The sequence below is a fragment of the Enterovibrio calviensis DSM 14347 genome (assembly GCF_000621165.1).
GTDB lineage: Bacteria > Pseudomonadota > Gammaproteobacteria > Enterobacterales > Vibrionaceae > Enterovibrio > Enterovibrio calviensis.
Genome location: NZ_JHZA01000001.1, coordinates 1,074,385 through 1,087,929, shown reverse-complemented (window position 1 = coordinate 1,087,929; position 13,545 = coordinate 1,074,385). Strand labels below are relative to the sequence as shown.

General features: G+C 41.9%; 13 protein-coding genes. 10 read left to right on the top strand and 3 right to left on the bottom strand.

The window, feature by feature from the left end:
• The first annotated feature begins 19 nt into the window (after positions 1–19).
• Positions 20–910: a LysR family transcriptional regulator gene (locus Q365_RS0104720; protein ID WP_028022257.1), complete on the top strand. Its 891-nt coding sequence runs from the start codon at positions 20–22 to the stop codon at positions 908–910.
• A gap of 187 nt (positions 911–1,097) precedes the next feature.
• Here the strand turns inward: Q365_RS0104720 and Q365_RS25450 are convergent, their stop codons facing one another.
• Complete coding sequence (locus Q365_RS25450) at positions 1,098–3,179, bottom strand: glycosyl hydrolase family 18 protein (RefSeq protein WP_245621494.1); 2,082 nt, start codon at positions 3,177–3,179, stop codon at positions 1,098–1,100.
• Positions 3,180–3,505: 326 nt separating this feature from the next.
• Between Q365_RS25450 and Q365_RS26660 the strand changes: the two genes are divergently transcribed.
• The 3 genes from Q365_RS26660 to Q365_RS0104695 all read left to right on the top strand — a co-directional run bounded on the left by Q365_RS26660 (position 3,506) and on the right by Q365_RS0104695 (position 6,104).
• Positions 3,506–3,664: a hypothetical protein gene (locus Q365_RS26660; RefSeq protein WP_155858988.1), complete on the top strand. Its 159-nt coding sequence runs from the start codon at positions 3,506–3,508 to the stop codon at positions 3,662–3,664.
• A 141-nt stretch (positions 3,665–3,805) separates the two neighbouring features.
• On the top strand, positions 3,806–4,930 hold the full coding sequence (locus tag Q365_RS26100) for an AAA family ATPase (RefSeq protein WP_051563735.1): 1,125 nt from the start codon (positions 3,806–3,808) through the stop codon (positions 4,928–4,930).
• 19 nt (positions 4,931–4,949) lie between these two features.
• Positions 4,950–6,104: a hypothetical protein gene (locus tag Q365_RS0104695; protein ID WP_028022255.1), complete on the top strand. Its 1,155-nt coding sequence runs from the start codon at positions 4,950–4,952 to the stop codon at positions 6,102–6,104.
• Between the two features lie 475 nt (positions 6,105–6,579).
• Here Q365_RS0104695 and Q365_RS0104690 read toward each other — a convergent pair whose 3' ends face one another.
• Positions 6,580–6,801 carry a DUF3310 domain-containing protein gene (locus Q365_RS0104690; protein ID WP_028022254.1) on the bottom strand — a complete coding sequence of 74 codons (222 nt, stop codon included), beginning with the start codon at positions 6,799–6,801 and terminating at the stop codon, positions 6,580–6,582.
• Between the two features lie 156 nt (positions 6,802–6,957).
• Here Q365_RS0104690 and Q365_RS0104685 point away from each other — a divergent pair, with 156 nt between their 5' ends.
• The 6 genes from Q365_RS0104685 to Q365_RS27310 all read left to right on the top strand — a co-directional run bounded on the left by Q365_RS0104685 (position 6,958) and on the right by Q365_RS27310 (position 10,301).
• Complete coding sequence (locus Q365_RS0104685; RefSeq protein ID WP_028022253.1) at positions 6,958–7,587, top strand: deoxynucleoside kinase; 630 nt, start codon at positions 6,958–6,960, stop codon at positions 7,585–7,587.
• Between the two features lie 290 nt (positions 7,588–7,877).
• Complete coding sequence (locus Q365_RS0104680; RefSeq protein WP_028022252.1) at positions 7,878–8,138, top strand: hypothetical protein; 261 nt, start codon at positions 7,878–7,880, stop codon at positions 8,136–8,138.
• Positions 8,139–8,317: 179 nt separating this feature from the next.
• Positions 8,318–8,761, top strand: coding sequence for a hypothetical protein (locus Q365_RS0104675; protein ID WP_028022251.1), 444 nt, complete (start codon positions 8,318–8,320; stop codon positions 8,759–8,761).
• A 247-nt stretch (positions 8,762–9,008) separates the two neighbouring features.
• Entirely contained in the window at positions 9,009–9,398 is a 390-nt protein-coding gene (locus Q365_RS0104670) for an H-NS family histone-like protein (protein ID WP_028022250.1), read from the top strand.
• Between the two features lie 210 nt (positions 9,399–9,608).
• Complete coding sequence (locus tag Q365_RS27500) at positions 9,609–9,806, top strand: ParE family toxin-like protein (protein WP_035024355.1); 198 nt, start codon at positions 9,609–9,611, stop codon at positions 9,804–9,806.
• 93 nt (positions 9,807–9,899) lie between these two features.
• On the top strand, positions 9,900–10,301 hold the full coding sequence (locus tag Q365_RS27310; RefSeq protein ID WP_051563734.1) for a prepilin-type N-terminal cleavage/methylation domain-containing protein: 402 nt from the start codon (positions 9,900–9,902) through the stop codon (positions 10,299–10,301).
• A gap of 106 nt (positions 10,302–10,407) precedes the next feature.
• Here the strand turns inward: Q365_RS27310 and Q365_RS0104650 are convergent, their stop codons facing one another.
• Positions 10,408–13,515, bottom strand: a complete 3,108-nt coding sequence (locus tag Q365_RS0104650) for a hypothetical protein (RefSeq protein WP_028022248.1) — start codon at positions 13,513–13,515, stop codon at positions 10,408–10,410.
• Positions 13,516–13,545 lie beyond the last annotated feature (30 nt).

Genomic DNA, 13,545 nt, shown 5'->3' with positions numbered 1-13,545 from the left:
TTTCCCTAAAGGAGAACCCATGTTTTCGTATGAACATCTTGCGGCATTCTGTGCCACGGTGGAGGAAGGCAGCTACAGTAAAGCTGCGCGAAAGCTCGAAAAAGACAGAACCACCATACGCGAACAAATAAAAGCGATGGAAGACAGCTACGCCATTACGCTTTTCGATATACAAGGAAAGTCTGCGGTGGTGACTGATGCAGGTCAGGCGATTTATCAGCAAGCACAGCTACTGGTAAAAAACAGTGAACGCCTAAACACGCGCTTACTAAAAAGCTATCTTGCTCCCGTCACGCAATTGGATATCTATCATGACGTACTGGTGCCAGCGCCCCTTATTCTGCACATTGAAGGTTTCATGGGTGAACACTATCCCGAGGTGAAACTAAACTGGCTACACAGAAACCGGGATGAAGCATTGAAATCTGTCTCAGAGGGGCAAAACAAACTTGCCTTGATGCAGTACAAACTCACCAACCAGTCCCCTTACCCATTGGGTTACGTGAATCTGGGCAGTGATGCCCTCAATGTATTTTGTAATCCAAATCATCCATTGACCCGATTGGAAACGGTAACAACCGGTGACTTACAACTAGAAAAGCAGTACCTGAGCGAGAACTTGATGGTGAGTGCGCCTGAACTGTTTTCCGTTTCAACTGATGTAAGGGTTGTGAGCAACAATGATGTGCTATTGGAGCTGGTAAAACGGGACGGATGGACGGTTATTCCCCAGAGTCTTGCCGAACCGCTGATCAAACAAGGCCAGCTGACAAAACTTCACTTAGATGAGTTGGCGTCCAGCCTTAATGTAGGCATTTCATTCTTCTATCCTGAGGCAAGAGAAAGCACCAAAGAGATCCAAACGTTACTCACATCCATCAAAGCGTTTGCCGCCAAATATTACCAATAGGCACTGGCACTGACATAGACACAGGCACAAACAAAGAAGCCCGCAAAAAAGCGGGCTTCTAACCATGTTATCGTTTTACATCCCGTTAATCGCTATGCCGCTCCGCTAAGTGAGCGGCATTGTCGCAACTGCGAGGCTTGATTCAATAACATCTATGTCGATGTTACTTCACTTAGAAACAATGGGATTATTGCTTTGCCCAAGGGCCCCAAGCTGATCCCGGAGTATCACCTTTTGTCCACCATTTGGCTTTGTAGGTATTGCCTTCATAGATAGTTAGATCACCACCCACATAGACTTTACCTGCACTCCATGTTTGCGCAGAACCGTCATCAAACGCTTCCCAAACAGAAGATGACCCAGGGGTTTCACCCTTCGTCCACCATTTCGCTGTGTACTCAACACCGTTGTATGTCACCTTGTCGCCAGTGTTATAGATTGTGTCTTTATCCCATGAACCGTTTACTGGGTCTGCATTGCCTTTCACGTTAACAACAACCGTCGCGTCAGCACTTGCTGCGCCGTCATTCACGCTAACAACAACGCTGATCACGCTATCTTTATCAGAATCAGGCGTTGAAACAGTGACGGTCGCGCTGTTGCCATTTTGTGCAACAACACCTGTAGACGCAGTAAACGTGAGTGCATCGCCGTCGGCGTCAGTCGCAGAGACTGAAATCACAACTGCATCACCAGCAGTCACATCCGCAGAAGCTGGCACGTTAAGCACAGGTGCCGTATTTTCAACCACACCGCTACCAGTCACGTTCACCGTAACGGAAGCAGAATCGGTACGACGACCATCACTAACAACAACAGTGATCGTATCAGCCAGGTCAGTAGCAGTGTTTGGTGCTTTGTACGTTACTGTCGCAGTACCATCACCGTTATCAATCACGTCAGCACCCGATGCAGAGAAACTCAGCGCATCGCCATCAGCATCATTTGCAGAGACAGCAAAGCTAATCACTTCTCCCGACATTGCAGACTGTGCCATTGGCACACTCAACACTGGCGCTTCATTCGGCGTCACGTTTTGGTTGAAGACCTGATCAATTTGCTCCGCCAACGGGGAACGTAAATTGGTACATTCTTTCAGTTTAGAACCGTGGTTGATGAAGGTGCCTTCACATTGAATGTCACCGTGTACCTGCCAAACGATAATACCGCCAAGATCGTGATTAACGACGTACTCAGCTTTCTTACGAATCGCTTCTTCATCGTCATAGCTTAAGAAGTACTTACCTTTCACTGCATAAGGAACTTCTGCATTCGCATCCCAGAAGTGCTCCCAGCCATTTTGCTTGATGATGTAGTTGTAGTTTGGTTGGCCTTCAAACGCTTTCCAGTTATCAAGGTCAACCGATGAAGGTGTTGGACCATCAACCGAGAAGTTCACAGTACGTTTGTCAGTCGGAGCACCCAAGTACGCGGTGGCTTCTTTAGTTTGAACACCACGACCGTAGAAGGCTGCACCAAAGTTAATCTTGTTTGATGGAATACCACGTGCCTGCATCCAAACACGCAAATCGTCCAAGGTTAATCCGTCAAACTCTTCTTCTGGGTACGGGTATAACGGTGAGTTGTGACCTGTAACATCTGACCAACCACCATTGAGGTCGTAAGTCATCATGTTGAAGTAATCCATCGAGTTAGACAGTCGATTCCAGTCATAACCTTCAAGAGCAGCCGGTACCGCTTTAAATGCAGCCGTTAGAAGTTTGTCGTCACCAATGCGCGCACGAATGTCATCCATCAATTGCTCAAAGTTAGCGTAATCAACGTCCGTACCCGTAAAGTTCATGCCGCCAGAGCCAGGGAATTCCCAGTCGATATCAATACCGTGGAAGCCCAATGCCATTAAACGATCAACATCAGCAAGGAAGCGCTCTTTCATTGCTGGATTCGCGGCCATTTCTGGGAAGTGTTTTGACATACTCCAACCACCAATAGACGCCATCACTTTCACGCCTTTTTGGTTAGCCAAGTCAATCAAACCTGGTGCACCACCGGCTTTTTTCAAAGGAATTGGCATTTGGCCAGTCACACCTGACGGTGCGTGTTTCCAACCACGGCCATCTTTTACAAAGCCTTGAGCTTGTACTTTCGCTAGCTGATCGGCTTGCCACGGTTCGTTTCCAGGAAACTCGTGAATGTACTCAAGCTCACCCCAAAGAATGTGGAAGTCCCAGCTGGAATACACGTCAGGGTGAAGCAGCGGACCCGGTTCTTGAACCGAGTTATCTTGGTAGATGTTTTTGTTTCTCAAATCACCACTGTGAAGAGAGCCATCTTTCGCCACACCGAAAGTTAATAAGGGTAGCTAATGTATTCAGTAACTTAACCCTACCAACCACTACATATAGTATTAAACTTGTTTAATAAGTTACTACATCTTCCAAAAGTTGCCTTTAAAACTTTTCTGAAAATTTTCCAAAATAATGAAGAAAGTTCTTGTGTATATACGTGTATATACATTATATTTATTTCCAACGGAGAGGCACTAAGCCAAACCAAGCTCTTTAACAACATGGAACATCATCACCCTCTCAGGTAACTGAGAGATTCCTTTCCCCCTCACAAGAGGACATACAAATGGCAAAGCCAATAGAAAAGAAAGCAATGTCAGTAAGACTTAAACTCACTCACATTGAGAAGTTAAAGCAACTGTCCGAGCAAGAAGAAAGACCTGTTCAGTGGTTCATTGATGCCGCTTTAGAGGCTTACCTCAAGGACAAGGAGACAGCCGAATGAGTATGACCATCAACCTTACTCTGAACGATGAACTAGAAACAAAGTTGAAAGCAATCGGGACTGAACGACAAGTCAGCCTATCTCAAGTAGTTCGCTCACTAATCAGCGAATACGAATTGAACCACGACAAGGGTACAAACAATGAAACTGAACATCACATCTCTAAACCAAATCGTAAATAACACAGCAAGCTGGAAACAAGCAGCTAACTGGACTATCGAAGACTACATTCCAGAACAGTCTTTTGGTTGCTTGGTAGCACCCTCGAACTCCTATAAGTCATTCCAAGCAGTAGACTTTGCCTGCTCAATTGCAACAGGTCAGCCTTGGAACGGTAAAGAAGTTAAGCAAGGTCGAGTGCTCTACATGGCTGGTGAAGGTCAGGCTGGTGTTAGTAAACGAGTAGATGCATGGGATGCTGCAACAGGTTTGAATGCATCAGCAGAAGTTGCTGTTTACGGTAACTACATTGACCTGCTAGACAACGAACTAGTTAACGACATCATCAAGCTACTTAAAGTTGAACAGGTTGAACTGGTTATCTTCGATACCTTAGCAAGATGCTTCTCAGGTGAAGAGAACAGTGCAAAGGATATTAGCCGCTTCGTAGCAGCTTGTGACCGAATCAAGCAAGAATGCAAATGCTCAATCTTAGTAGTTCACCATACTGGTAAAGACACCTCTAAAGGTGCTCGTGGTTCATCTGCTCTGTACGCAGCAATGGATTATGAATTGGTTATGGAACGTAAGGGAAACCTTCAGTATGTGCTTAGAGTAGACAAGCAGAAGGATGCAGAAGAACAAGAACCATCTACTCACAATCTGCAAGTTGTGGAACTTGGTTCAGACTCAAAAGGTAAGATAGTTAGTTCACTAGCTCCAATCTTCAACGGTGCAATTCAAAAGGCAGCAGTTACTAAAGCTACTGTTAAGAACCAAGCTGAAGAAATGGTTAAAGCAGCACTGTCTACTCCTAAGACTCGTGAAGAACTTAACCTTCACCTAGCAACACTTTCCCCTGCTAATAAGTCGAAGACACTTAAAGCAATGGAAGAGAACGGTGTTATCACTATCACCAAAGACAAGACCAACAAGAAGAAAGACGTGTTCAATCTAATTGGGTCAAAACCACAGTCGTTAATGTCACGTTTTAAAGAGGCTAACCGAGACATCTTACACCTCACTGTTCAACAGGCTGACGACCTTAGCTTAATGCCTCAGATGGCACAGCTAATTCAAGACAAATACTCTAATTACATGCATTAAGACCCAAGAGGTAAATACAATGAACGCTACCCTAAACAGCTTCACCAAATCAGCACAACGTCAGAACATCACCATCAACGAACTAGCCACTAAGAACGAACAACTAAGCGCAGTCGTTGAGCAAGGTTACAAGGTAATGCCAATCACTGAAGCTAGTCTTGAACTACTAAACGGTATGTCTCTTGATGACTTCATTGCTAAACATGCTCAACCTAAGATTGAAGTACCACAAGCCGTACTAGATGAAATGAAAGCCTTGGGTCTTAACACTCTTGAAGAGTACAAAGCTCACTACGCTGCTATCGATGCAGAGAAAGAAGCAAGACGTAAGGCAGAGAGAGAAGCTGAACTTGTAGCAGAGACTTCATCTACTCCGGTTGTAGTTGGTCAGAGCTTGTTTGGTTCAGATGAAGAAGAAGTTACTGTTGAAGAACCAACCTCTACTTATGAAGTAGTGGAGTTCACTCAGGAAGAACTAGATAGTCTGGAAGCAGAGCAAGCTGCAATCAAAGCTAAGAATGAACTAGCTAAAGAAAAGAGTGCAGCGTTCTATGCACAGTTCGAAGAACCAACTAAGCCAGCTAAGGTAGAAATCACCTTTGAAGCTAAAGACCTTGGTTCAAACCCAATTGAAGTAATTGATACCCTGATTGCTAAGAAGCAAAACAAAGACGGTATCAAGAAGACTGGTGAGATTACCAAACACTTCACAAGCTGCGGTTATGACATGGTTCAGTACCAAGAGGCAATCACTCACCTTTACGTTAACCACGCTAAACAGAAGCAACTGATTGAAGAACTACAAGCTCACTACAATGAGACCTTCAAAGATAGTCCAGAGTACAAGGTAATCGAACCAGTACTATCAGCATCAGCACAACGTAAAGAAGATGAACCAAATCCTTTCAGAGATGCAGCGAGAGAGAAGAAGGCAGCACTAGAATCCATTGCAGCAATGCAGAGTAACGGTAACTACCTAGAGCAGCTTAAAGCTAACCGAGTTGAAGCTACTACTGATACTGAAGTACTAGATATGTCTCAACCACTCTTTGCAGAAGTAGAGATTCCACGTATCCAAGCATTCGAAGCTAAGACAGAAGTAGTACCAGCTAAGGTAGATGGGTCAGTAGTCGAGAGTGACGACGGTAGAGTAGAAGTAAGCTTCAACTGGTAAGATAGTACAAATCAATAAGCCCTTTCTTCGGAGAGGGCTTTTTAGTTTCTGCTATTCCTAAAAGCTCCTGTAACGCATCAGGAAGAGAGCTAACCTAAACCTATCCATACGTATTACCTACCCTCTGAAAACCTGCCACAGTAGTGATTTAAGTACTAACTTTCACTAATTCCAAAACTATATTCTATGGTCAATTTAGACCGAATCTATATCCAACCTAGACATTAAAGTAAGCCCTTTACTTTACTTATCAAAATCATACCTTTCATACACCTAGATGGTAACTAGGGTCTCCATGTACTACTTAACAAGTACGCTGCTATATTCTCCCTAAAACCTATGTACTACTTTACGAGTACAAACATAACCTAACTATACCCCCTACATCATAAGAAGTTTATTCAATTAGTTTTATAATGAACCAATAAAAGAAAAGGGCAGCATAAGCCACCCTTCTTCAAATCAATCACTATTCTTACTGAATAGTCACTTCCCCAAACTCAAGTTCTAACATCAACTCGATGTAGTGTTTAGCCTTCAATAAGTCTTGAGCACCGTTTTTCTCTTTATACCGAGAAACATACTTCACTATATTACCAGCCATGAAGCTCATGTTATTAGCATGAATGTACTCAATAGGCTGAATGCCTTGGTTCTTGTAGTGACTACCTGACTCTTGCTTTTGTAATGCTGACATTGGTTAACCTTGAAGGTAGGAAATAAACGAGAGCAGTATAAACAAAGTCATACTAACCACAATATCGTTCATAGGATTATTCATGGGATTATCTATTTACAGATTCACTGTACCTGTTATTAATGACAGTCAATTAAATACACATGAGAACAACAGATGCAAATAGTAGCTATTGAAGGTGGAATTGCAGCAGGTAAGTCTACCCTTATTGCATCCCTAGCCAATCACCTAACAACGTTAACAGGTGATACTTGGGAAACAGTAAAAGAACCAGTAGACGAAGACCCAGAGTTCCATAGGCTACTTAAACAGTTCATTGATAATCCTAACGATGCTGATAAACGTGCTGAATTCCAAATGTACATTACCCGAACCAGACAGAAGCTATTAGCTAGTCTACCAGATGGTAACTATATTATTGAACGCTCACTGTTCAGTGACTTGGTATTTACTCAGTGCAACATGCTATCTACTGAAGGTGCTACAGGAGCTTATCAGGCTGCTTACTACGACATTAAAGAACATCTGAAGGCATACCCTAAGATTGATTTAGTTGTGTACCTGAATAGGTCTCCAGAGGCTTGCTACAATGCAATGGTAGGACGTAATAGAGAAGGTGAAGAAGGTTACACCTTAGAATACTTCCAAGACATTCATTCATTTCATAAAGCATGTTTACCTCAGATTACTAGAACGTATGGTACTAAGTATGTTGAGACTGATTTAGGATGGAAGTTTCCTGATGCACGTCTAATTGCACCAATGATTATGAAGGAACTTAATTAAGAGGCTACGGTCTCTTTTCTTTTATGGTTCAGCCCTTATAGGAAATTCTCTGCTATATATTTTGAACCATGCATTGAACCAATAACCTCATATACAAACCACCCCCCTACCCTCTATTAAGTTTAGTTAAAATCCTTTAGGAAAATCACCTCATGAAGTAAGGGTGTAGTACTTATTAGGTGAGGCTATCAATAAAGGAATACCCGCCCCCCCATACTTCACCTATACCCCTACAACAGCATCTACCGATGCTAAAGGAACTAAACCATTAACTTATTAAAGGAAACAACATGCGCAACGCTTGGTCATCTATCTGGTCATTCATCACTTCACTATTCGAAGCACTAGGCTTAATCATGCCTATCATCAATCCACTACTACGTGCATCAGCTAACATGTCTGACATCGTAGAGATTGAATCCCAAATCGCTAAAACAGAGCGTACTATTGAATTAGCTAAAGTAGCAGCTAAGGGACAAGGCAAATCAGAAAACTTCAATACAGAAGAATACTGGAAATCAGTCGGAATACCTGTACCTGACTCAGAGTAAATAAACTAGGACTACCATTGTGTAGTCCTTTGTTTTTTACACAAACACATACACAAACACATATTAGATAGTATCTAAAAGACTGTAATAGATAGTCATGGTTCTCATATTAATAAACGTCTACCGACGTTAAAGGTAATAAAGCAATTACCTCATTAACTATTAATTGGAGTAACAACATGTCTATTCAACTTGGTAACAACCCACAAACGAACCATAAAGCCAATCAACAGAAAGATGCTGAAGCATGGTTAAACATTCGTATCAGAGACGTAGAAGGTAATGCTCACAATATCCGTGCATATATTCCATTACATAGCGACAACAACATTCATGCAGCCTTAATTACTCAGGCTAAAGCTATTAAGGAATTCGAAGTAACTACTGGTGTAAAAGCTAACCCTGTAATTATTGAAGGTAGCGTAAACCTAGTATCACCTACAGCAGAAGTAGTATTAGGCACACCAACAGTACCTACTCATAAAGAGGTAGCTACTACCTATGAACATATTACTCCTGACTACTCTGATGAACCATCTCAAGAGGAACTTGAGGTAGAGGTACGTCTACTGGAAGCACGTCTACTTGCATTGAGAAGTAAGAATAAAATCACCCTAGCTTAATTGATGTACTCACGGATGAGTTAATTAATTACCCAAGATAGGCAAACCCCAATGCTATTCAAAGCCATGCTATTTGCATTCATCTCAATTACCTCATGGGCTTACTTCTTAGCTTATATGTATGTGAAACACTTATTGTGAACTGGAATATCCCTCTTGATTTATTGGTTCGTATCTATGACCAAACTCATTGCCCTCTAATTATTGATGGCGACCACAAGACTATTATTATTTGGAGTATCAAAAAATGTCTTCATGCTTAAACTTTGCCAAAACAACATTACGTGCTGATGCAGATATTGATGTAGAGAGCTTCGTATTAACCCTTCAGAAGAACCTAGATAGGATGCAACATAATCCTGATACAGTTCAATGGTCTGAAGTAATGACCCAACTGAGCAAGGTACAGACACGTAGAATCATAGCTGCTAGTAAACGTATGGATTGTGATTCTATTTATATGCTCAAAGATGTAATTGATGCTATGTGGGAAGTTAATAGAGATAGAGTTACTGCTCACCAAGAACATAACCGTAAGCTGAAGTCATATATTGAAATGCTTAAAGCTGATGGTGTTACACCTCAAGACTTTGGATTTGATGGTTCAGCTAAATACAAAATCATCATCATTGGTTAATCGAACCATCATTTAATTATCAGGAGTATCACCGTGGAATTCATTATGTTCTTTGCATTCGTAGCCTTCTTAACATTGTCCTTATTATTGAAGGATTCAAAGCAACGAGAGAAGCGACTTAAACAACGTCTCACAGCCTTAGAAGCTATCACCTTATAACTTGATTCAGTGAGAGGAGTAATCCTCTCTCTGTATATCTGAGCACCCTTCATGAAGATACCAACACATATTCAAATCAAAGCTAACCAACTTATATGTATGTATGAGAACCATGAGATTCATGCACGCATATCCCACAAACATAAATACCGAATACTAGAAGTCACTCTTCGTTACCGTCTATTAAATAAAGGTAAGAAATGGGAACTAATGACCCATGAGAAATACAACAGAGAAGTATTGAGATGAACTAGCTACCTTCGGGTAGCTTTATTTTTACCTAGATAGATTCCTTCGGAATCCTTACCGAGTGTTTTACTCATAACTTATAGAGATACAGAAATGAAACAGAAAGGCTTCAGTGTTTTGGAATTGGTAGTTGTAATTGTAATCATGGGCATCTTAGGTGCTGTAGCTATTCCTAAGTTATTGCCTGTAGTTGATACAGCTAAAGAAGCAGTTGCTACTGAATTACAAAGTACATTGAAAGAGTCTGCACGTATTGCACACGTCTCAGAGTCACTAGAGCTAATGGATGTAGTCATGGTTCATGATTACCCTGCTGCATTGGCATCAGGCATTACAGCTAGTCTCATGGACATTGAAGAGTGGAATGTTACTTACACTAAGAACCGTGCAGTATTCACATTGAAAGCTGATGAAGATTGTAAGGTAGTCTACCGAGAAGCTAAGAGTAATGAGCCATTCAAGGTAAGGAATCAATGTAACTTGGTTCAAGGCTAGATAATAAAAGACCACTCTTAATTGAGTGGTCTTATTTTTTACTACCTATCAGATAGGCTATTTATCTTTGAACAATCCCATCAAAGTACCTTTCACAAAGCTCACATCAAATCTCCGGTAACAGTTCAGGCACAATAGACGGTTTAGTGACTGGTTCGTAATACGAAGGGATAGTCATGATTGGTTCGTCTAGTGTCACCACAGAACTACCACCAATGTTATCTGCAATACCCAATGGAATCATTGTGTGATGGCAGAAGGTCTTAACCACATTACCGTTAAGGTCTGTGCGAGTAGCCTCTTTGTCAACAATAGGGATTACACCATAAGGGCTTGTGTATATTGTACCTGCAACTGTATCACCCCATCGATTATCACCACTAGAGTGATACTTCAACTCAGAGCCATGTAACTGCAAGTACAATAGACCATCTTTCTCAGTGATAGTTGATAGTGCTTTCACTGCTGGTGAGTTGTTTTGGGGTGCTGCAAAGTCTAGTTGTGCGTGGCTTATTGGGCGCACATTTGAAAGTTCACCATTCTCCAAAAAGTCTGTAACCATAGTTCCAACAAACGTGTTGATTGAACCTTGACCAGTATTCGACGTGGCAACTTTTCCAATCAAGCTTCCACACACACGGTTACCATACGTGTTCAGGTAACGTTGGGTCATCAACACATCACCCACACCACCAACCACTTTAGAGGAGTTTGCAGCTTCGGTGAAGTTTGATTTAGTTGTATACACATCCAAACCTACAGTATCTCCACTCCAAATCTCCGTAATGGAATTACGCACACTATCTATAGGTAATCCAGAAGAAGAAGAGGCCAGCCAAGTAACACCATCATCCGTTGTATATAACTTTTGGGTTAACCTAGCATCACTCACCTTACGGTTGAATAGGTACTCTTTAGACGTACCATCAGGAATCTGAGGAATCCACTGACCAACTACACCATTAGGGAATGTAGCTGCAATACGTTCAGGTTTACCAATAATATCGACCCAAGGTAAATCATCGAATTCAGGTGTTAGTTCTTTCTCAGTTCCAACGAATGTTGTTGTTGCACTATTACCATTAGTGAGAGTTGTAGACACATGAGATAACACCAACTCTGCACCAGTGTCTATTAAGATTACTTTTCCAGTAAACTTAACACCTTTGGTAGTATCCCAGACCGTAACCAACTCACCGTTAGCATAGTCACCAGATTGCCAGTCAGCATAGATATAGGCGTTCGAATTAACCATTCTATACCCCTCTGCACGCGCAGAGTGAGAACCTGAACCAATCACGCGATTAGTGAAAGTTGTAAAAGGAGCTTTACCCTTACCACGCATAGTACCTGCTACAGATTTACGGATAGCATCTTCACGTAGTTTATTCACATCTAGCTTACGAGCAGATAAACGTAAGTCTTCTACCTGACCTGCATAGATTGCATCGAAGAACTGATATGGGTCATTGGCTGGACGACCTGAGTTAGTTCCAATCTTACCTGATGAGTTGTATGCACCGTAGTCATTACCACTGTCTGGATTACCACTAGTTACAATAAAACAATCAACAAAGGTGTTTGGCACATAAATATCATCGCTGTACCACTCCTCATGACTCCATACACCAACAGTATTAAATGCACGACAACCCATAGGGTTATGAACAGGATGGTAAGCACCTTGGTTCAGACGTTGTACTAGTGCGATAGGCAATGCGAATGGGTTATTAGTATCTGAGGCATTAGGCGCTTGGAATACTGAAACATCAGATGAATCACCTTCAAACCCTGAGTAACTACTTTGATAGAAGCCCTCCGAAGCATTACCAAAGTCTGCCCAATCAGTACTAACATCTAACGTGCCTTGTGCTCTAACACCAATGTCATTGCCATCTCCTTTGTAACGCAATGCTCTTACCGAGTTAAAGTTGTAAATGCTTAACCAATCATCACCCAAACCTTCGACAACACGTATACGGTAACGCACTTGAACCAAATGCTTAGTCTCAGCATCGTAGTAGAGGTTGTTTCTTGGGTCATGCGTTAGCTTACACATATCTAGGAAAGACAGTGTAGAAGCCTTGATACCGTAACCAGTAGTTAGTTCATCCCACTCACCGAAAGCAGAATAACCCTGAGCTACTAATTCATTATCAAGGGCAAGACCTTCCCAAGAAGTAGAACCATACTGTACGTTACCAAAAGGATAGATAACGTCTTTCTCAGCTACGGTCTCATGCCATACTTCAAGGAATGCTAGGTCTTTACGAGTAGTGATTACTTTGTCTGATACCGGACGGATTGAGACACTAACAACCTCCGTGTACTCACCAGCATTAGCATACGCATGTCTTACAATAGCGGAGGTAGAGGTATGAGTAACTAGTGTAAAATCTATAACGTTCACCCCTACCTTTAAAGGGTAGAACTCACTATCCATCAAGAAATCAATGCGAGGTGCTGTAGAAGATTTAATTACAATTTCAGCACGGTATGGTGTGTTAAGTTTAAGCCCAGTACCCACACTGCCTAATTGTCCATTACCCTCAGAATCTTGAGTGAGCCTCATAACTCCCGCAACCATTCCAACAGTTGCCGCATTAGTAGAACCCCACGAAGCAGTACCTTGTCGGAAATCACCGTTTATAACCTTACCCTCAAAAGCACGAGCAACTGCTTCATTAGTGTCGGAAGCTACATCACCATACTTAGGGTCTACATCCTTAGTGAAATCTACAACTGTACCTGTAGCACTATCGTAGGTCTTAGTACCGTTAGGTGCAGGAGGGAACTTAATAGCTTTAGCAGCTTTAGGTAAACTATCATCAATAAATAGAGAAACCCCATCAACTACTGCAATAGCTTCTTTGGTTCTTGAAGTGCCTTGAGAATCGGTGTCTGAACGTCCTAGATACATAAGACTTGCAAGAGAAGTATCCCCTACAAAAGAATACATACCTTCGTTTACACGATTAACAGTAGCACCACTAGGTGATGTACCCCACTCAAGAAAACCAGAACCAGCATTATCTGACTTACGCTTGAAACGCATAGCATCAAAGTCTGATTTAGCAGTAGCAAAGTTATATGCAGTAGCAGCAGAACCACCACTACCTAAATTATGTTTGATACTAGTAACTGAACCATCATCATTTTTAATGAGATAGTCCTTAGCCGTAATATCTAAGTACGTATTCTTAAATTCGCTCATCTTTATTATTCTTATAATTGTGAGTAGAAG

Bases quoted from the DNA above. Each gene is read 5' to 3' on its own strand.
- Q365_RS0104720 (WP_028022257.1), top strand. From the start codon at position 20: ATGTTTTCGTATGAACATCTTGCGGCATTCTGTGCCACGGTGGAGGAA.
- Q365_RS26660 (WP_155858988.1), top strand. From the start codon at position 3,506: ATGGCAAAGCCAATAGAAAAGAAAGCAATGTCAGTAAGACTTAAACTC.
- Q365_RS26100 (WP_051563735.1), top strand. From the start codon at position 3,806: ATGAAACTGAACATCACATCTCTAAACCAAATCGTAAATAACACAGCA.
- Q365_RS0104695 (WP_028022255.1), top strand. From the start codon at position 4,950: ATGAACGCTACCCTAAACAGCTTCACCAAATCAGCACAACGTCAGAAC.
- Q365_RS0104690 (WP_028022254.1), bottom strand. From the start codon at position 6,801: ATGTCAGCATTACAAAAGCAAGAGTCAGGTAGTCACTACAAGAACCAA.
- Q365_RS0104685 (WP_028022253.1), top strand. From the start codon at position 6,958: ATGCAAATAGTAGCTATTGAAGGTGGAATTGCAGCAGGTAAGTCTACC.
- Q365_RS0104680 (WP_028022252.1), top strand. From the start codon at position 7,878: ATGCGCAACGCTTGGTCATCTATCTGGTCATTCATCACTTCACTATTC.
- Q365_RS0104675 (WP_028022251.1), top strand. From the start codon at position 8,318: ATGTCTATTCAACTTGGTAACAACCCACAAACGAACCATAAAGCCAAT.
- Q365_RS0104670 (WP_028022250.1), top strand. From the start codon at position 9,009: ATGTCTTCATGCTTAAACTTTGCCAAAACAACATTACGTGCTGATGCA.
- Q365_RS27500 (WP_035024355.1), top strand. From the start codon at position 9,609: ATGAAGATACCAACACATATTCAAATCAAAGCTAACCAACTTATATGT.
- Q365_RS27310 (WP_051563734.1), top strand. From the start codon at position 9,900: ATGAAACAGAAAGGCTTCAGTGTTTTGGAATTGGTAGTTGTAATTGTA.
- Q365_RS0104650 (WP_028022248.1), bottom strand. From the start codon at position 13,515: ATGAGCGAATTTAAGAATACGTACTTAGATATTACGGCTAAGGACTAT.